The organism is Leeuwenhoekiella sp. MAR_2009_132, assembly GCF_000687915.1.
Taxonomy (GTDB): Bacteria; Bacteroidota; Bacteroidia; order Flavobacteriales; family Flavobacteriaceae; genus Leeuwenhoekiella.
In genome coordinates this window covers 901850-921588 of record NZ_JHZY01000004.1, presented here as the reverse complement: position 1 = coordinate 921588, position 19739 = coordinate 901850, and the positions used below count along the sequence as shown (strand labels likewise).

Below are 19739 nucleotides of genomic sequence, written 5' to 3'. Positions count from 1 at the left end.
ATTGTATATTCTCGGTAAATATTGAAATTATTTATATTAATCTCAATTTTGCTACATTAGCATTACATTATTTATAAATCAAAAGCTTATTTATGGAATCAAACATTATCTACGTGCCAATTGTATTGGCAATTTTAGGACTGCTTTTTATGTTTATTAAAATGGCCTGGGTTAAAAAACAACCTGCAGGTAGTGAGAAAATGCAAAATATCTCTAAAAGTATTAAAGAGGGAGCTCTTGCCTTTCTAGCAGCAGAATATAGACTTTTGCTCCTATTTGTCGTTATTGCCTCAGCATTATTATTCGGTATTTCGTACATCGTAGATACCACTAGTTGGATGATTGTACCTGCATTTATAATGGGAGCATTTTTTTCGGCACTTGCCGGAAACATAGGAATGCGTATCGCTACTGATGCCAATGCGCGTACTGCAGAAGCTGCAAAAACAAGTTTACCACAGGCGTTGAAAGTAAGTTTTGGCGGCGGTACGGTTATGGGGCTTGGTGTTGCAGGATTAGCTGTTTTAGGTTTGAGTTTAATTTTCTTATTCTTAATGGGAAGTTTTCTCACTGAAGGCGGTAATTTTTATAAGGAGATGACAGTGGTTCTTGAAACCTTAGCCGGATTTTCATTAGGAGCAGAATCTATTGCATTATTTGCGCGTGTAGGTGGTGGTATTTATACAAAGGCTGCAGATGTAGGAGCAGATCTTGTGGGTAAGGTTGAAGCCGGTATTCCGGAAGATGATCCGCGTAACCCTGCGACAATTGCAGATAATGTAGGTGATAATGTAGGAGATGTTGCCGGTATGGGAGCAGATCTTTTTGGTAGCTATGTGGCAACTGTGTTGGCGGCTATGGTATTAGGAAATTATCTCGTGCAGGATATGTCTCAGGGATCTCAATTTGTTGACGCTTTTAATAATATGGGACCTATCTTGCTTCCTATTGTAATTGCGGGAGTTGGTATTTTAGCGTCAATATTAGGTACATTCTTGGTAAGTATTAAAAATAATGAAGCTAAAGAATCGCAGGTTCAACGAGCATTAGATACGGGTAATTGGGTTGCAATTCTTTTAACTCTTGTCGCGAGTTATTTTCTCATAGATTGGATGCTACCCCAATCTATGTCTATGCACTTTTTTGGCGAAGGCTATAAAGATATTCCGTCATTAAATGTCTTTTGGTCTGCTTGTATAGGTCTGGCTGTTGGAGCATTAATATCTGTAGTAACAGCACATTATACGAGTTTAGGCAAAGGACCTGTTATGAATATTGTTAAAAATTCTTCAACCGGTGCGGCGACTAATATCATCGCTGGTCTGGCGGTGGGTATGAAATCTACATTTCTTTCGGTATTGCTTTTTGCAGCAGCTATTTATGGCTCTTATGAGTTGGCCGGTTTTTATGGGGTTGCTTTGGCAGCTTCTGCAATGATGGCGACTACTGCAATGCAACTGGCGATAGATGCATTTGGTCCTATAGCAGACAATGCAGGTGGTGTGGCAGAGATGAGTGATCTTGAAGATCACGTGCGCGAGCGTACCGATATTTTAGACTCTGTAGGTAACACTACTGCGGCAGTAGGTAAAGGTTTTGCCATTGCTTCTGCAGCACTTACAGCTCTTGCATTGTTTGCAGCATATGTAACTTTTACAGGTATTGATGGAATAAATATATTTAAAGCAGATGTTCTTGCAGCACTGTTTGTAGGTGGTATGATTCCGGTAGTGTTTTCAGCCTTAGCGATGCAATCTGTAGGTAAAGCAGCGATGGAAATGGTACAGGAAGTACGACGTCAGTTTAGAGAAATACCAGGTATTCTAGAGGGTACAGGAAAGCCAGAATATGGCAAATGCGTCGAGATTTCTACCAAAGCAGCGCTACGCGAAATGATTCTTCCCGGTTTAATTACTATAATTACTCCTGTTTTAATGGGATTAATTTTTGGAGCTGAACCCTTAGGAGGTTATATGGCAGGTGTGTGTGTATCTGGTGTAATGTGGGCTATTTTTCAAAACAATGCGGGTGGTGCCTGGGATAACGCCAAGAAGTCGTTTGAAGCAGGTGTAGAGATAGACGGTAAAATGACTTATAAAGGTAGTGATGCTCATAAAGCAGCAGTTACTGGTGATACTGTAGGAGATCCTTTTAAGGATACATCTGGCCCTTCGATGAATATCTTAATTAAATTAACCTGTCTGGTGGGTCTGGTAATTGCTCCTATTTTAGGTAATCATTCTGAAGATGCAGTAGCAAATGCAAATAACATACAGATAGAAGTTAAGGTTGAAAATGTAGGTAACCAATTAGTAAGCGCTGTTATCACAGAAACCTCAACAGAAAATGGAGAAGTGAAATTAACCGAAAAGCGTATTCAAGGTAGTGAAGCAGAGGTAGAAGAACAACTAGCTGTCTACAAAAAGAAATCCGAATCTAAAGTTTCAAAAACGCAATAGGCTGCACAAAATTTATACTTAATTATAACGAATCCTTAAGACAATTTTACCATTAAAATCCCGGCTAGACAGTCGGGATTTTATAATTTCAAAGTATGTTGAAAGATGCTTTACAAAAATTAAACTTACACAAAAAAGATCCGCTCCAGATTCATGGATATCAAAGCTATGGCACTAATGAGCATATCTATTTATTAGGCAGAGCGCTAGAGGATGAAGGCGTTAACCTCGATAAAACTGGTTTTGTTAATGCTTTTAAAAATGCGTACAAGCAATTTAAAAGTGACGAGTTGCCTAAAGCAAGATTAAAAATAAGACTGCCAGATGATCGTATTCTTTATGCTGTAACAGACAATGAAGGCTATTTTAAAATAGATGAAAAAATAGCTAATTTAAAAAGTTTAACAAATGATGAAGGCTGGTTACAACTAGAGTTAAGTTACGATGATGAAAATCAAAAGCGCCTGGTTAACAATGATAACAGATTTGCGGCCCAGATGCTTATACCATCAGATAAGGTAGAGTATGGTGTTATTAGTGATATAGACGATACCATGCTTAAAACAGGTGTCACTTCGTTATTAAAATGGAGGGTTATTTTGAATACTATTTTTAGAGGAGTGGGCAAGCGGTCGCCTTTCAACGGTGCGGCAGACTTTTATAAAAAATTACATTTAGGCAAATCTGGCGAGGCATCTAATCCTATGTTTTATGTGAGTAACAGTCCGTGGAATTTATATCATTATCTTGAGGCTTTTATTAAGCATAACAATTTTCCAAAAGGGGCTATATTACTTCGGGATTTACGAACTCCTTTTGACAGAACTCCTAAGCCTGAAAAGCCACATAAACAACACGAAATTAGAAATATTTTAAAAACTTACCCAGATCTTCAATTTGTTCTAATAGGTGATAGTGGTGAACACGATGCAGATATTTATATTGAAATCGCAGAAGAATATCCAGACCGTATAAAAGCAATTTATTTACGAAGTGTGAATCACGAAAAACGTGCTTTTAGAGTTCGTGGTCTTTTAGAGAAATTTGAAATAACACCTGCACTTTTAGTAAAAGATAGTAGCACGGCAGAAGAGCATGCGCGTGATTTGGGTTTAATTATATAAATCTTTATAATTTTTAGTATCATAAAAATCAAATGCAGGCAATGCCTCATTTGAATTTGATGCGTCAAAAAACGTTGCATTGTCCCAGTGTGATCCTGTGCCCCAAAGCGTTTTTGAAGTTGAGGTAACCCAGGCAGGTTCCCAATAAATGACGCCAAGTCCACCAGCTTTTAAAACTTCGCTAGTAAGCTTAATCATATAATTTTTTTGACCTTCTGGTGTTGCGGGATAATTAGGTATCAAGGCATCTTCACCTAAAATGTTTCCTGCGTGATCTGCATTTTGTAAAGTATGAGGATATGCAGTTTCTACAATTATTACTTCTTTGTTAAACGTAGTTTTTAAAGAATCTATGGCATCCGCTAATTCATTGAGCGGGTAAGTTGACCACTTAGAATAATAGGAAAGGCCTATGATATCAAAATCTGACACCTTGTTTTCTTCCGCTTTGCGAAACCAGTTTAAAGCATTTTCGGGCTGTGCAATATGCAATACGATTTTAACCGGTTGTGTAAATACATCAGAAAAATCCCTAGCAGCTTTAATTCCACTGTTTAATAATAACGCATTCCGTTCCCAGTTAATGGTATCATTACCCACAGCATCTCTGGGTTGAAGAATTTCAATATTGGTTTCATTACCTATTTGAACCCATTGCGGTTGCAGGTTTTCTTCAGCTAATTTACTTAGCGTTTTAAAGGTGTAGTTGTATACACTATCAGCCATAATACGGTCGTCAAGTATAGCATCCCAGGCTTTTGGGCGTTCTTGCTTTTGAGGATCAACCCAAAAATCTGAATAATGAAAATCGAGCAATACAGCGACGCCCGCTTCGTGTGCTCGTCTAATAGACCTTTTTACATCTTCAAAATTAGAATAGGGTGAATGTTCTGGATTATGCCATAATCGTAAACGTATAATATTAGCGCCTTTTTCTGCAAAATAAGCATATGGATCTATGGTATCTCCTGCCCAAGTAAAATAGGCATCAGAATCTTCAATCTCATTTACATACGACAAATCTGCACCTAAAATAGGAGCTTCAGGTTGTGCTATAAATCTATCGGGATTAGGTTTGTCACAACTTGAAACAAGCAGTACTAAGAGCAATAAGCCATTGAGGTAATTCAAAGAATTTGATATTTTAGGCTAAAATAGACCATTTAATTCGGCATCAATACGGTTTATAATGTCTCCTAAATCTTCGGGATTATCAACAAAGTTGATGTCGTCAACGTCTATGATTAAAAGATTTCCTTTTTTATAATCGTGAATCCACGCCTCGTAGCGCTCATTTAATCTGCTTAAATAGTCAATTGATATAGAATTCTCGTAATCTCGACCACGCTTGTGTATTTGAGCTACAAGATTAGGTATGCTGCTGCGTAGGTATATTAATAAATCTGGCGGATCAACAACACTTTCCATTAGGTCAAACAAGGATCGATAGTTATTAAAATCCCTATTTGTCAATAAACCCATTGCATGCAGGTTAGGTGCAAAAATGAAAGCATCTTCATATATCGTACGATCCTGTATAATGTCTGTTTTGCTGTCTCGTATTTCTAAGAGTTGTCTAAAGCGGCTGTTTAAAAAGTATATCTGTAAATTAAAAGACCAGCGCTCCATAGAATTGTAAAAATCATCGAGATACGGGTTGTCAACTACGTCTTCAAACTGTGCTTGCCAGTTAAAATGCTTTGCGAGAAGTCGTGTAAGAGTTGTTTTTCCGGCGCCTATATTGCCTGCGATGGCTACGTGCATGTGATTATTATTTAGGTAGATTCAGTTTGTAGGTTGAGATTAGATCAGAACGGTAAAGATACAGGATTCCTGCATTCAAATAAAATGCAATGCTATCTTCAGGAAGGTTTTTAATAGGTAACCACGTGTTATTTGATTTTGCTTTAACTGAAAGTTTTCCTTCGTATAAACCTATTAACAGATCGTTTGAATACTGAATTTCACCTACTCCGTTCGCAATGTGTTTATTAAGTAAACTTCCATATTGATTGTACTCATAAATAAAATCGTCTGTTAAAACCCAACATGTATTAAAATCACTGGCAAGCATTAAAGCATTATATGGTTGTGGCGTAAAATCGCTATTAAATGTATTTTTTTGATAATCATACAATTCAAGACGCTGTAAATCTGTATTAAAAATCCATAATCTACGATCACTAGCAGTACGAGCGTGACTTACATTTCTAAAATTCTCAAGTTCGTTAAAGTTTATGCGGGTAATTTCATTAAGCGTGTTGTCAAGAATTACAGCTGTATTTGATTCGGCATAAAAGAGTGTAATCCTCAGCGGATTAGTTAGATCAACTTCGTTTATATCGCCCAATAACAAATCACTAAATTGAATTGTTTTATCACTACTTTGTTTAAATAAGGTTTTGTCTTTAGTGTAATACAAATTTTTATATGCATCAACGCCTATAAATTGATCTGCTGTAAGTTGAATTTGTTTGTTTAATGGAGTTGCTAGAACAGTATAAGACTCCTGAGCAGATAAGAAACCCGGTAATAAAATTAAAAAGTAGAGAAGCATTCGCATTTAGGAAAAATACGAAAAAAGCAACAGTGGTTTGTGTAATTAGAATACTTGCGTAAAAAATTATCTTATTTAAAACAACTCGTTAAACCTTTCAGAATATTATATGTCAAAGTGCGATAAACTCTTTGACGTATGAAAATTAATTCGCTATTGCTGGTTCTCGCTATTTGTCTTGCCTCTGTGAGATTAAGTGCACAAAAATTTGATGGAGGTGTTGCAACCTACCAGTCAAAAACATCTTTTGATATGGAAAATTTTGGAGGTCGTGAAATGAGCGATCAACAAAAGAAACAATTTGCAGAGCGTATAAAAAATAGGCTTGAAAAAGTGTTTACCCTTACGTTTACAAAAGATGAATCTATCTACGAAGAAGTAGCAAAACTAGAGACTCCTGGAACTGGTGGCAGTAACATACGTTTTGCCGGTGGTTTTTCTCAAGGTGGAATTTATAAGAACGTAGCAGAGAATGTGTATGCTCGTGAAAATGACTTGATGGGAAAAAACTTTCTTGTAAAGGATACTTTGTCAAAATTAGACTGGAAACTAGAAAAGGAAAGTAAAATGATAGGGCAGTATGCAGCTTTTAAAGCTACTGCAATACGAAAAATAGATGAAAACCCCTGGGAAGCGATGCGTTCTAGACGTGGAGGTGATGAGAATAAAGAAGAAACTTCAAAACCTACCGAAGAAGTGATTACAGCCTGGTACACACCTCAAATTCCTGTAAGTCAGGGTCCAGATGAATACTGGGGATTACCCGGCTTAATTCTTGAAGTTACAGCAGGTCGTACTGTAATTCTATGTAATAAAATTGTCATTAACCCTAAAGAAGGTTTAGATATTGAAGTTCCTAAAAAAGGAGATAAAGTTACTCGTAGTGAGTATGAAAAAATTGTTGCTGAAAAAACCAAAGAAATGGCAGAGCGCTTTGGAAATGGGAGACGTAATGGCCCCGGAGGTAGAGGATAGTAATTTGCTTTAAACAACCAAACAATCAACTAACAAGTACAAGCAATGAAATATATTTTCGGCCTAATTTTATTCTTAAGCCTCTCTGCAACTGCACAAAGCGTACGTATTACAGGAACCGTAAAAGACAGTATAGGTATTCCTCTAGAATTAGCAAATGTAATCGCAACCCGCAGCGATACGGGTGATATGGAGTCGTATGCAATTTCTAACACAGACGGGAAGTATCAATTTAATTTACCTTCTGGAGCTAGTTACACTTTAGTATCTAGTTTTTTAGGGCTGGCACCTACCACAAAAGATATCACGCTAGAAAAAGATGCGCCAGATATGACACTTGATTTTGTTTTACTACCTGCAGCAAATCAACTTGATGATGTGGAGATTGTGTATGAAATGCCCGTAGTGGTGCGCGGCGATACCATAGTTTACAATACAGATAGTTTTACAAACGGAACCGAACAAAAACTAGGTGACGTTTTAAAAAAACTACCCGGGGTTACCGTAAGTGACGATGGCGAAATTCAAATAGAAGGCCAAACGGTTTCTAAAGTAATGATTGAAGGAAAAGACTTTTTTGATGGAAACTCAAAGCTAGCCGTAAAAAATATTCCTGCAGATGCATTGAAAAAGGTTGAAGTACTCAAAAATTTTAATGAGGTAGATCAAATGCGAGGTCTGGGAAATGATCAGGATAACGTAGCTATTAATTTAAAATTAAAAGAAGGTAAAAAGAACTTCTGGTTTGGAGAGATACAGGGCGGTATAGGCGATGGAGGTAAAACGCGTTATTTAGGAAGCACCAAACTCTTCTATTACAGTCCTAAAGGAAGTATAAACCTTATAGGGAACACAAATAATACGGGCGATGTGCCATTTACATTTCGCGATTATTTCAACTTTACGGGAGGTTTTAGAAATTTTAATCAACGGGGCGGTACATCTTTTAATATAGCAGACAGCGGGTTGAGCTTTTTGACAACGCAAAATAACCGAGCAAGCGAACTTTCAACAAACTTTGCGGCGGCAAACTTTAGCTATGAGGCTTCTGAGGCCTGGGATTTAAGTGGTTTTGCTTTGTTTAGTGATAACGCTACAGATTTTATTCAGCGATCGCTACGCAATTATATTGCTACGCAGGCTACTGAGGTCAATACAGAATCTAGCGATCAACGTAATCAATTGGGGATGGTAAAATTTAGTTCGATCTATAAACCTAATGATAAACTACAATTAGATTATGATGTGTTAGCTAAAAAATCAAATCAAAGTGAAATAACAGATGCGTTATCTGTTTTTACAGATTCAGGCACTACAACCTCAAATGATATAGATGAGCAAAAAGATAATAACCCGTTTAGCATTAACCAGAATTTAAACGCATATTACACGTTAGACGATAAGAATATCTTTGCCGGTTTTATTCAGCATTTATATCAGAATGAAGATCCTTTTTACAATGCAACGTTACAACAGCAGCCGTTTACACAAATCCTTCCGTTAGATACTATTAATCAATCTAATTTTGATATCAATCAGGATAAGATGATAAAGACGAATAAGATTGACAGTAAGATTGATTATTACTATGTAATTAATGATAAAAGTAACCTAAATCTTACTGTGGGTACGACCTTGAGCCGTCAGGATTTTAACTCAAATATTTTTCAGATTTTAAATAATGGTACTGTTAATAATTTTGTGGGAGATAGTCTTAATAATGATGTGACTTATAGATTTAGTGATGTGTTTGTAGGAGCGCATTATAAGTTTAAAACCGGAATTTTCACAGTTACACCGGGTCTTACCCTTCATAATTACACAGTCGCATCAGAACAACTGGGATTTGAAACCCGTAGTAGTGAACTTAAGTTATTACCAGATCTGTATGCCATCGCGCAATTTAAACAGAGTGAAAGTTTACGTCTTAATTACCAGATGACGGCAGATTATACAGATGTAAATAATTTTGCTGAAGGTTATGTTTTTAATAATTATAACCGAATGTTTAGAGGAAACCGCGACATTGAGAATGCAATTTTTCACACCGCCAGACTGAATTATTTTAACTTCAACATGTTTAATTTTACCAATATAAATGGTGGGTTGAGCTATACAAAACGTATTGATGCCATAAAAAGTCAAACTGCGATAAACCAGATCAATCAAGCTTCATCTCCTATAAATAGTAATTTTGTAGATGAAGTGTTGAGTGCAAACGGACGGTTTCAGAAAACTTTCAGAAAATTTAAAGCAAATTTAAGCGGAAGCATTTCGTATAGCGAATTGAATAATATTGTAAATACGCTACCTACCCAATCTCAAAATTTTACACAAAATTATCAAGGGAGTGTAGAAACTAATTTTAAGAATGCCCCAAATTTTGAAATAGGTTATAACCGAAGTATTAACAATTACCAGACAGGAAATACAGACCGTATATTTTATACAGATAGGCCTTTTGCTAATGTAGATGTAAAATTCTTAAAAGGATTTACGTTTACAGCAGACTGGAGTTATTATAACTATTATGATAAAGATGATACGGTAAGTAACGAGTATGCTTTTTTTGAAGCTGGCTTACGTTATCAAAAACCAGAAAGTAAATGGGAATTTCGTCTAGATGGTACAAACCTGTTAAATGTAGACTCTTTAAATAATGATAGTTTTAATGAAACATTTAGTACCACAACCGAATACTTTGTGCAACCGCGTATCGTTATGCTCTCTGTTAAATACAATTTATAATCCCAATTAATTAGCGTTATAAAAGGATTAAAAAACCCGTTAAGTCTGTAGAACTTAACGGGTTTTACATTTTATCATTTAGGCTCAGCTATAACTGTGCTTTATTAAATTTCATCTCGTATTCTTCGATAGCTTCTGCTATTTTATTTACATTATCTGAAGCCTTTTGATGTGCAACTTCCATTGCTTTTTCAAGATCTCCATCTGGGTGCTGAAAAAGATCTGTAATTACGTGATTTATTTTATCGATAATGCTTTCCTGGCTGTTTTTAATATCTTCCAGTTTGTGAAGCATTTTTTCCATTTCGTCATACTTTGCTTGATCCATAATCTTTTAATTTTGAATAAAGATATAAGGATTGAATCCCGAAAATGCCTTTTTTAACCTCACTTTACAAGTAATTAGGGGTGTTTTAACGGTTATGATAATCAAATCAATCTAGTTAATACCCTCTTTCACTAGATACGGTATTTAGTAATTCTTCTCCATTTTTAACTCTATTATAATTTTCGGCAATTTGCGCAGAAACTGAAGCTGCATTGCTCATACTGGCAATATGTGGGGTGATTGTAATATCGTTTCGGTTCCAAAACAAATGATCTTGTGGCAAAGGTTCTGTATGAAATACATCAAGGGCAGCGCCGCTCAATTGCCTATTGTTTAGGGCTTCGATTAAATCAGTTTCGACAAGATGACCGCCACGCGCTACATTAATTAAATAAGCGCCCTTAGGAAGTTTAGAAAACAATTCAGTATTTAATATTCCTTCAGTTTTATCTGTTAGGGGTAGCAAACACACCAAAATCTCAGCTTCAGCTAAAAATCTATCGAGTTCATTTTGAGAATAACTGGTAATCTGTTCAACATCTTTTTTTGAGTGTGACCAGCCGGTAACTTTAAATCCAATAGTACTAAGCATATTCCCAACAGCCTGTCCCAGCGTGCCAAAGCCCAGAATACCTACGGTAACATCTTTAGCGCGTTTATACGATGTAGGTTTCCATTTTGCTTGTGCTTGCAAAGCAGCATACTCTTTTAAATTTCTAATATGGTTGAGACACAATGCAGAAACAAATTCTTGCATATCGCTGGCTAGTTTATCATCTACTACGCGAGTGAGTGATATGTTTTTTGGCAGTGATGGGTCATCAAATAAATGATCTACACCAGCACCCATAGAGCCTATAGCTTTAAGGTTAGTGTATTTAGCAAAACTTCCCTGTGGAGCTTTCCAGGTAACAGCCATTGTAACCTCCTCAGGATTTTCCACCGTCTCGGGAGTTACTACGGTGATTGAAGAATCGGCTTTCTTTAAAGCGTCAATCCACGGCGTATAATTTTTATCGTTGCGTATAAGTAAAAGTGCCATTTTTTTAAGCTTAAAATTAAAAAATGCCATTCAGACTGAATGGCATTAGGTATAGTTTATGAAGTATTTAGGTTTTACAACCCAAATGCTTCTTTTACTTGATCTACATAGTCAAGCTTCTCCCAGGTAAACAGTTCAACTTCTTTAGTAACTCTACCGCTGTATGGGCTTTCAAAAATCTTAGTGATTATCTGAGGATCTTTTCCCATATGACCATAAGCCGCAGTTTCTCTATAAATAGGATTGCGTAATTTTAAACGATCTTCAATTGCCGCAGGGCGCATATCAAATAGCTCACGTACTTTTGTTGCTATCTCACCGTTGCTCATAGCTACTTTCTTAGTTCCGTAGGTGTCTACAAATATAGAAGTGGGCTCTACAACACCAATAGCATAAGATACCTGTACTAAAACCTCATCAGCTACACCTGCAGCCACTAAATTTTTAGCAATGTGTCGTGCAGCATAAGCCGCAGAACGGTCTACTTTACTGGGATCTTTACCAGAAAATGCACCACCACCGTGAGCACCTTTACCGCCATAGGTATCTACGATGATTTTACGCCCTGTAAGACCAGAATCTCCGTGAGGACCACCTATAACAAATTTCCCTGTTGGGTTAATATGGTAGGTGATCTCGTCATTAAATAATTTGGCAATATCTTCGGTAAGACCTGCTTTTACACGAGGGATTAAAATAGAGATCATATCTTTTTTAATCTTAGCAAGCATTTTTTCGTCTTTATCAAATTCGTCGTGCTGTGTAGAAACTACAATAGCAACGATTTTTTGAGGTATGTTATCATCAGAATATTCAATAGTTACCTGTGCTTTAGCATCTGGGCGTAAATAGGTAATGTCTTTTTCTTCGCGGCGTAGTTTTGCCAGTTCGATCATAATGCGATGCGAGATGTCTAAAGCGAGAGGCATATAATTAGCCGTTTCTTTAGTCGCGTAACCAAACATCATCCCCTGGTCACCGGCTCCCTGCTCTTCTTTTGAAGCGCGGTCTACACCTTGATTAATATCTTTTGACTGCTCGTGTATAAGAGAAATTACACCACAGCTATCACCACTAAACTGGTAAGCTCCTTTTGTGTAACCAATATCGTTGATAACACCTCTTGCAATATTTTGAACGTCTATATACGTATCGCTTTTTACTTCTCCGGCAAGTACAACCTGGCCGGTAGTCACAAGTGTTTCACAAGCTACTTTTGACTCGGGGTCAAAGGCTAGAAAATTGTCTAATAATGTATCGCTAATTTGATCAGCGATTTTATCCGGGTGTCCTTCAGACACGCTTTCTGAGGTAAATAAGTAAGCCATTCAAGCAATTTTTTCCCTACCGGGTTTTAAATTTCAGAATTATCTAAAATTTAAAATTAATTATCGATTCGTACCTCTGGCGTTTCCGCAGAGGATTGTCTTAAAGCCGAAAAAAAGATTTGACAAATGCCTGTTAAGGGTAGTGGTTACTGCCTTTAGCATTTTTTACACCGAAAAATTATTCAGTATAAGAGGTTGCAATCAGTCAAATCTTTCCTCTTTTGGGGGGCAAATGTATAAATTTAGAAGGTATTAAAAAACGGGAATCAAAATCTTATGAAAAATTTTCATTTTGTAAAATTAAACGTTCTTTACTTGCATATCTGTAAAAGGTTTTGCAATCTTTACACTCACAAAGTTCAAACACATACTGAAATGTTATCAAGAAAGGCGGAGGGATAGACCCAATGAAGCCTTAGCAACCCTTCCTACGGGATGAAGGTGCTAAATTCTACAACAGTTTAATTACTGATGATAGATAACCTAACAAACTATTTGTTCTTAAATAGTTTATTTTTCTTCATAACATTTTTCTTGTAATTGATGCCAGGGCGGCACTATTTGACTTTTGGTTTAATTTATTTTAACTAAAAAAGAGAAAAATGAGTACTCAAAAATTTTCAACACAAGCATTACACGCGGGTCATGACACTAAAGCTAATGGGGGCACACGCGCTGTGCCTATTTACCAGACGAGCAGCTATGTTTTTAACGACTCTGACCATGCCGCAGGATTATTTAATTTATCACAACCGGGGTTTATTTATACACGCTTAAATAACCCTACAAATGATATTCTTGAGCAACGCCTTGCTGCTCTTGAAGGTGGTATTGCAGCAGTTGTTACAGCCTCTGGGACTGCAGCAATCAATACCGCATTATTAACCCTTTTAAAGCAGGGCGATCATATTGTAGCATCAAGTAGTTTATATGGTGGGACTTATAACCTATTAAGCGTTACACTTCCGCGATTTGGGATTACGACCACTTTTGTAGATCCTGATAAGGTGGCAAATTTTGGTGCTGCTGTGCAGGATAATACGCGTGCTATTTTTGTTGAGTCTTTAGGAAATCCTAAGCTTGATGTGCTGGATTTAGAAGGAATTGCTGCTGCAGCTAAGGCGCATAAAATACCTTTAATAGTAGATAATACCGTCGCTTCACCTGCACTTTTAAATCCTATTGCACACGGGGCAAATATTGTAATTCATTCTTTGACTAAATACATTAATGGTAACGGAACTTCTTTAGGTGGGGTTATTATAGATGCAGGTACTTTTGACTGGTCTAGCGGAAAATTCCCCGAGTTTACAGAACCTTCTGCGGGTTACCACGGGTTAGTATATCACGATGTATTAGGCCCTGCGGCCTTTATAGCAAAAACACGTATTGAAGGATTACGAGATCACGGCGCTGCTTTGAGTCCGTTTAACGCATTTCAAATTATTCAGGGATTAGAGACTTTAAAAGTCCGCATCAAACAACATAGTGAAAATGCATTGGAATTAGCAACCTGGTTAGAAGCACAGCCCGAAGTTACCTGGGTCAATTACCCTGGTTTAGCGAGTAGTAAATACAATACTTTAGCAAAAAAATACCTGCCTCACGGTCAAAGTGGGATCGTGACTTTTGGTTTAAAAAGTGGATTTGAAGGAGCGAAAACAGTTGCAGATAAAACGGAAATTTTTTCACTGCTGGCAAATATAGGAGATACTAAATCATTAATTATACACCCGGCAAGTACCACGCATCAGCAACTGCCAGATACGGCTCAGGAAGCAACGGGAGTTACTAAAGATTTAATACGTCTTTCTGTAGGTCTTGAAGATGTTGAAGATTTAAAAGCTGATCTAAAAGCGGCATTCGCACAAATTAAATAAGCAGTTACTACATAAAATTACAAATCGCCTATCTGGAGATAGGCGATTAATACTACAATTTACCCTAAATGGTACACAAACTTGAAATACTAAATTTCATAACGCAGTCAGGTTATCAATTAGATCTGCCATTGAGTTATGAGACATTTGGTCAAAAACTGGGAACAGCGCCGTTAATTTTAGTCAACCATGCACTTACCGGTAACTCGCACGTGAGTGGTGAAGACGGCTGGTGGAATGAAATTATAGGAGAGAATAAGTGTATAGATACAAATACGTATAGCATTCTTTCTTTTAATATTCCGGGGAATGGTTATGACGGATTCTTGATCGAAAATTACAAAGATTTTGTGGCTCAGGATGTGGCGCGTTCTTTTTTAGAAGGTCTTAAATTACTAAAGATTAAGGAACTTTTTGCTATTGTAGGAGGCTCACTGGGAGGCGGTATTGCCTGGGAGATGATTGCGCTTCAGCCAGATATCACTAAGCATCTAATCCCCGTTGCATCAGACTGGAAGTCTACAGATTGGCTTATTGCTAACTGCCAGATTCAGGAACAAATATTAAAAAATTCTTCACAGCCGGTTCACGATGCGCGTATGCACGCAATGTTGTGCTATAGAACGCCAGAATCGTTTAAAAATAAATTTCAGCGCAGCACAAATGAAGATCTCAAAATCTTTAATGTAGAAAGCTGGTTAGACCATCACGGACACAAGTTAAAAGACCGCTTTCAGGTAGCAGCTTACCGGTTAATGAATCAGCTTCTAAAAACCATAGATGTAACTCGTGGGCGCGAAGGTTTTAATGAGATTTTAAGTAAGGTAGAGGCAAATATTCACATCATTGGAGTAGATTCTGATCTATTTTTTACACCTGCAGAAAACAGAGAAACGTACAAGCAGCTGGCGCAACATAAGAACAATGTAACCTATGGCGAGATTAATTCGGTACACGGTCACGATGCTTTTTTAATTGAATTTGAACAGCTTGAGCAGTTATTATATCCTGTATTTCGAGCAGATACTGCAAAGCTGAAAATTTTAAAATTTGGCGGAAAATCATTAGCAAATGGGAAAGGATTAGATACTGTACTAGATATTATTCAATCTAAAGTTAATAATCACGAGCGTATTGCAGTAGTGCTTTCTGCGCGAGGTGGTGCCACAGATGAGTTAGAAGCGCTACTTGAAGCCGCTGCTTCAGGTCTCGATATTCAGCATAGATTTGATGCTTTTAAAATCTATCAACAACATAATTTTGATGTTGATTTGACTGAAGAATTTTCAGAATTAAAACGTCTTTTTGAAGGAGTAGCTTTACTGGGCGATTACAGCCGAAAAGTGAAAGATGAGGTCTTGTCTTTTGGTGAATTAATTTCAGTAAAAACAGTAACGCATCTTTTGCAAAAGCAAGGTGTTAAAGCGCACTTTGCAGATACCCGTAAACTAATAAAAACCAATGGGACTTTTGGCAATGCACAGCCTAATGATACCCGTTCAAAAGAACAGGTGGTAAAGCACTTTGCCAAATATAATGGCGATACGGTAAATGTAGTTACCGGTTTTATCGCCAGTAATGAAGATAATCAAACGACCACCTTAGGTAGAAACGGGAGTAATTACACGGCTTCTTTACTAGCAAACTACCTTGATGCAGGCGAGTTGCAAAACTACACCCACGTAGATGGTATTTTTACCGCAAATCCCGATATGGTGCCTGATGCTCAAAAAATTGAGCGTTTAACGTATAGCGAAGCAAACGAACTCGCAAATTTTGGAACTTCGGTGTTGCACGCCAAGACGATCATCCCGTTGATTGAGAAGAATATTCCGTTACGTATTTTAAACACGTTTAATGCAGACGATACCGGTACTTTAATCACTGCACAAACAGAGCAGGAAGGTATTAAGTCCCTTTCGGTATTGAGTGAGATGGCTTTAATTAATCTAGAAGGCCGTGGTCTTTTAGGTAAAGTAGGTGTTGATGCCCGTATTTTTAGAGCTTTAGGAAACAGCGGTGTGAGCGTAAGTATTATTGCGCAGGGTTCTTCAGAACGCGGTATAGGGTTAGTTGTAGAAACAAAGCAGGCTCAACAGGCAATTTCTGCACTGCGTTTTGAGTTTGAAGCAGATTTTCAAAATCAGGATGTAAACCGCATTGAAGTTATTGATGAGGTTGCTGTGATCTCGATTATAGGTCAGGATTTAAGCACCTTTCATAAACCCTATAGTGCTCTTATTAAAAATGGTATTGTTCCATTACTTTTTAATAATACGGTAACCGGTAAAAATGTAAGTGTTGTCGTGCGCAAACCTCAATTGAATAAAGCAATTAATGTGGTTCACGGGGAGATTTTTGGCATTGCTAAAAAAATAAATGTCGCCATATTTGGTCAGGGATTAGTAGGTGGCACATTGATTAATCAAATACTTGCTTCTGCGGCAACAATAGAAGATCGCAAGAGTATTTCACTAAATATTTTTGGGGTAGCTAATTCTAAGAAGGTATTGTTAGATAAAAATGGGGCAGCAGAAGATTGGAAATCCCATTTTGACACACAAGCAATAGAAGGTGGTGTAAAAGAGGTTATCGCTTTCGCAAAAGCAAATCATCTTGCAAATTTGATTGCTATTGATAATACGGCTAGTTCAGCTTTTATTGAAAATTACATCGATCTGGCTAAAAACGGTTTTGATCTGGTTTCTTCAAATAAAATTGCAAATACTGTAGGGTATGATTTCTATCAAAAATTACGTAGGGTTTTAGACGAAAACCAAAAACGCTATTTGTATGAGACTAACGTAGGTGCAGGTTTACCGCTTATAGATACCATACGATTATTACATCTTTCAGGTGATAATATCACGCGTATAAAGGGAGTGTTTAGTGGCTCGCTTAGTTATTTATTCAACACATTTTCTGTAGAAGACCGAAGCTTTTCTGATGTGCTTGGGGACGCCATTGACAAGGGGTTTACAGAGCCAGACCCACGAGAAGATCTGGGCGGCAATGATGTAGGACGTAAACTGTTAATTTTAGCGCGCGAACTCGACTTACATAAGGAGTTTAGTGATGTACAGATCGAAAATCTTATTCCTGATAATTTGCGTGATGGAGCGGCTTCAGATTTCTTAAGTCGTTTAGAAGAACTCGATGCCGTATTCGAAGCGCGTAAAAAAGCGTTAAAAGAGGGCGAAGTTTTGCGATATGTTGGCGACCTTTACGGAGATTTATCTCAGGAAGATGGCGGGACGCTCGAAGTAAAGCTGGTGACCGTGTCTAAAAATTCGGCTTTAGGGCAGGTTAAAGGCAGTGACAGTATTTTTGAGATTTATACCGAGTCGTATGGCGAAAATCCGTTAGTGATACAGGGAGCCGGGGCAGGAGCTGCGGTTACTGCCAGAGGGGTTTTTGGAGATATTTTAAAACTCGCAGAACGAAATAATTAAATAATACAACATGAAAGTTACACTTGAACGTAAAAACACCGATTACCTGTTTGAAGCAAAAGGAGCTTCAGGCAATTCGGTGATGATAGATAATAAAACCGGAGATGTGGTTCAGGGTAGTAGCCCTATGGAATTACTTCTTATGGGTGTAGGTAGCTGTAGTGCTATTGATATCATTTCAATCTTAAAAAAGCAAAAGCTAGAGGTAGATTCATATCACGTGGAAATAGAAGGTGATCGCAAAGAAGTAGGAGGTGCCAAGCCTTTTGAAGCGATGCGTGTACACGTGTATTTAGAAGGAGACATTCCGCCGGAAAAAGCATTGCGCGCCGCAAAATTAAGTTTTGAGAAATATTGTTCGGTTTCAATTACCTTACAGGCAGGTGTAGATATCACTTACAAGGTGTTTTTAAACGGCGAAGAAGTCGAGTAGATTTGATATCTAAGACTTAAGATTTTAGATAAAAGAATACAAAATAGAAAAGAAAGGGTCTTAAAGTGAAGTATAAGAGGGGATTAACGATATTACGATTAAACGTTCTAACCTTTTAAAGACCACAAAAAAATGAAACAGGATTTTAGACATCTGATTAGATCATCAAAACGAGTATCTCAAATCTAATGTCTATTATCTAACATCTAAGAAAGTAATGAGCAAGCATTTTGAAACTGAAGCGATACGCACCCAATTAAACCGAAGTGAATTTTTAGAGCATTCTGTGCCTTTATACCTTACTTCCAGTTTTGTTTTTGAGGATGCAGAAGATATGCGCGCATCGTTTACCGAAGAGAAAGACCGTAATATTTACAGCCGTTTTACAAACCCAAATACCAGTGAGTTTGTAGATAAAATCTGCAAGCTGGAGGGAGCCGAATCTGGTTATGCATTTGCAACAGGTATGGCAGCGGTGTTTTCAACTTTTGCTGCGCTTTTAGATAGTGGCGATCATATTGTTTCAGCACGTTCAGTTTTTGGATCTACCCATACGCTCTTTACAAAATACCTTCCAAAATGGAATATTGAAACCTCTTATTTTAAAGTAGATGAGGTAGATAAAGCAGAACGTCTCATCAAGCCCGAAACTAAAATTCTTTATGTAGAATCGCCTACAAACCCCGGTTGTGATGTCTTGGATCTTCAGTATTTAGGGGACTTAGCAAAAAAGCACAATCTTATTTTTGTAGTTGATAACTGTTTTGCGACTCCGTATTTACAACAGCCTATTAAATTTGGTGCAGATTTGGTAATTCATTCTGCAACAAAAATGATTGATGGTCAGGGGCGCGTTTTAGGTGGCGTGACTGTAGGGCGTTCAGATTTAGTACGTGAGATTTATTTATTTGCCCGTAATACCGGGCCGGCATTATCACCGTTTAATGCCTGGGTGCTTTCAAAAAGTTTAGAAACACTTCACGTGCGAGCAGATCGTCATTGCGAAAACGCACTTAAAGTTGCGGAGTTCTTAGAAAGCCACGATAAAGTGAATATGGTAAAATATCCCTTCTTAAAATCACATCCTCAGTACGAAGTGGCTAAAAAACAAATGCGTTTAGGAGGTAACATTGTTGCCTTTGAAGTAAAAGGAGGCATTGATGCCGGTCGTAATTTCTTAAATGCGATTAAAATGTGCTCGCTTTCAGCAAATCTAGGAGATACCCGCACGATTGTTACGCATCCCGCTTCTACTACGCACAGTAAATTGGCTGAAGAAGACCGCCTCGAAGTAGGTATTACAGATGGTTTAGTACGTTGTTCGGTAGGTCTTGAGCACGTAGAAGATATCATTGCAGATCTGGATCAAGCCTTAAAAGCTTAGAATAATAACTTTTTGCATACTTTTAGGCT

At 37.5% G+C, this 19739-nt stretch carries 14 protein-coding genes and 1 riboswitch; of the genes, 8 read left to right on the top strand and 6 right to left on the bottom strand.

Translation table 11 applies throughout. The features are described 5' to 3' along the window. Window positions 1-92 precede the first annotated feature (92 nt). On the top strand, window positions 93-2459 hold the full coding sequence (locus P164_RS12375; protein WP_028376652.1) for a sodium-translocating pyrophosphatase: 2367 nt from the start codon (window positions 93-95) through the stop codon (window positions 2457-2459). A 95-nt stretch (window positions 2460-2554) separates the two neighbouring features. Beyond that, a complete protein-coding gene (locus P164_RS12370; RefSeq protein WP_028376651.1) occupies window positions 2555-3583 on the top strand; it encodes an App1 family protein in 1029 nt (342 codons plus the stop codon). Here the strand turns inward: P164_RS12370 and P164_RS12365 are convergent. The 3 genes from P164_RS12365 to P164_RS12355 are packed head-to-tail and all read right to left on the bottom strand — an operon-like array spanning window position 3572 to window position 6140. Then, a complete protein-coding gene (locus P164_RS12365) occupies window positions 3572-4714 on the bottom strand; it encodes an arabinogalactan endo-beta-1,4-galactanase (RefSeq protein WP_035899814.1) in 1143 nt (380 codons plus the stop codon). The two genes, P164_RS12370 and P164_RS12365, sit on opposite strands and share 12 nt — an antisense overlap. 18 nt (window positions 4715-4732) lie before the next feature. Next, entirely contained in the window at window positions 4733-5347 is a 615-nt protein-coding gene (locus P164_RS12360; protein WP_028376649.1) for a deoxynucleoside kinase, read from the bottom strand. A gap of 7 nt (window positions 5348-5354) precedes the next feature. Next, the gene (locus tag P164_RS12355) at window positions 5355-6140 is read right to left on the bottom strand and encodes a hypothetical protein (RefSeq protein ID WP_051621348.1); all 786 of its coding nucleotides are present in this window, start codon (window positions 6138-6140) and stop codon (window positions 5355-5357) included. Between the two features lie 138 nt (window positions 6141-6278). Between P164_RS12355 and P164_RS12350 the strand changes: the two genes are divergently transcribed. After that, complete coding sequence (locus tag P164_RS12350; protein ID WP_028376648.1) at window positions 6279-7115, top strand: GLPGLI family protein; 837 nt, start codon at window positions 6279-6281, stop codon at window positions 7113-7115. Window positions 7116-7160: 45 nt separating this feature from the next. Continuing rightward, window positions 7161-9863 (top strand): carboxypeptidase-like regulatory domain-containing protein, encoded by a 2703-nt coding sequence (locus P164_RS12345; protein WP_028376647.1) that lies wholly within the window; start codon window positions 7161-7163, stop codon window positions 9861-9863. A gap of 88 nt (window positions 9864-9951) precedes the next feature. On the opposite strand, the gene P164_RS12340 is transcribed toward P164_RS12345, so the two are convergent. From P164_RS12340 to metK, 3 genes are all read right to left on the bottom strand, one after another. Then, a complete protein-coding gene (locus tag P164_RS12340; RefSeq protein WP_028376646.1) occupies window positions 9952-10191 on the bottom strand; it encodes a hypothetical protein in 240 nt (79 codons plus the stop codon). Between the two features lie 115 nt (window positions 10192-10306). Beyond that, window positions 10307-11233 carry a 2-hydroxyacid dehydrogenase gene (locus tag P164_RS12335; RefSeq protein WP_028376645.1) on the bottom strand — a complete coding sequence of 309 codons (927 nt, stop codon included), beginning with the start codon at window positions 11231-11233 and terminating at the stop codon, window positions 10307-10309. Between the two features lie 74 nt (window positions 11234-11307). Further along, complete coding sequence (gene metK / locus P164_RS12330) at window positions 11308-12561, bottom strand: methionine adenosyltransferase (protein ID WP_028376644.1); 1254 nt, start codon at window positions 12559-12561, stop codon at window positions 11308-11310. Between the two features lie 375 nt (window positions 12562-12936). Then, window positions 12937-13046, top strand: a riboswitch (SAM riboswitch). A 117-nt stretch (window positions 13047-13163) separates the two neighbouring features. Between metK and P164_RS12325 the strand changes: the two genes are divergently transcribed. The 4 genes from P164_RS12325 to P164_RS12310 all read left to right on the top strand — a co-directional run bounded on the left by P164_RS12325 (window position 13164) and on the right by P164_RS12310 (window position 19710). Then, entirely contained in the window at window positions 13164-14441 is a 1278-nt protein-coding gene (locus P164_RS12325; RefSeq protein ID WP_028376643.1) for an O-acetylhomoserine aminocarboxypropyltransferase/cysteine synthase family protein, read from the top strand. A gap of 68 nt (window positions 14442-14509) precedes the next feature. After that, complete coding sequence (gene thrA / locus P164_RS12320; protein WP_028376642.1) at window positions 14510-17893, top strand: bifunctional aspartate kinase/homoserine dehydrogenase I; 3384 nt, start codon at window positions 14510-14512, stop codon at window positions 17891-17893. Window positions 17894-17903: 10 nt separating this feature from the next. Next, window positions 17904-18326: an OsmC family protein gene (locus tag P164_RS12315; RefSeq protein ID WP_028376641.1), complete on the top strand. Its 423-nt coding sequence runs from the start codon at window positions 17904-17906 to the stop codon at window positions 18324-18326. 217 nt (window positions 18327-18543) lie between these two features. Beyond that, complete coding sequence (locus tag P164_RS12310) at window positions 18544-19710, top strand: trans-sulfuration enzyme family protein (RefSeq protein ID WP_028376640.1); 1167 nt, start codon at window positions 18544-18546, stop codon at window positions 19708-19710. Window positions 19711-19739: the final 29 nt, after the last annotated feature.

Excerpts from the sequence above, each read along its gene's own strand:
- metK (WP_028376644.1), bottom strand. The coding sequence starts at position 12,561 with ATGGCTTACTTATTTACCTCAGAAAGCGTGTCTGAAGGACACCCGGAT.
- P164_RS12355 (WP_051621348.1), bottom strand. The coding sequence starts at position 6,140 with ATGCTTCTCTACTTTTTAATTTTATTACCGGGTTTCTTATCTGCTCAG.
- thrA (WP_028376642.1), top strand. The coding sequence starts at position 14,510 with ATGGTACACAAACTTGAAATACTAAATTTCATAACGCAGTCAGGTTAT.
- P164_RS12345 (WP_028376647.1), top strand. The coding sequence starts at position 7,161 with ATGAAATATATTTTCGGCCTAATTTTATTCTTAAGCCTCTCTGCAACT.
- P164_RS12340 (WP_028376646.1), bottom strand. The coding sequence starts at position 10,191 with ATGGATCAAGCAAAGTATGACGAAATGGAAAAAATGCTTCACAAACTG.
- P164_RS12370 (WP_028376651.1), top strand. The coding sequence starts at position 2,555 with ATGTTGAAAGATGCTTTACAAAAATTAAACTTACACAAAAAAGATCCG.
- P164_RS12310 (WP_028376640.1), top strand. The coding sequence starts at position 18,544 with ATGAGCAAGCATTTTGAAACTGAAGCGATACGCACCCAATTAAACCGA.
- P164_RS12315 (WP_028376641.1), top strand. The coding sequence starts at position 17,904 with ATGAAAGTTACACTTGAACGTAAAAACACCGATTACCTGTTTGAAGCA.
- P164_RS12375 (WP_028376652.1), top strand. The coding sequence starts at position 93 with ATGGAATCAAACATTATCTACGTGCCAATTGTATTGGCAATTTTAGGA.
- P164_RS12350 (WP_028376648.1), top strand. The coding sequence starts at position 6,279 with ATGAAAATTAATTCGCTATTGCTGGTTCTCGCTATTTGTCTTGCCTCT.
- P164_RS12335 (WP_028376645.1), bottom strand. The coding sequence starts at position 11,233 with ATGGCACTTTTACTTATACGCAACGATAAAAATTATACGCCGTGGATT.
- P164_RS12325 (WP_028376643.1), top strand. The coding sequence starts at position 13,164 with ATGAGTACTCAAAAATTTTCAACACAAGCATTACACGCGGGTCATGAC.
- P164_RS12360 (WP_028376649.1), bottom strand. The coding sequence starts at position 5,347 with ATGCACGTAGCCATCGCAGGCAATATAGGCGCCGGAAAAACAACTCTT.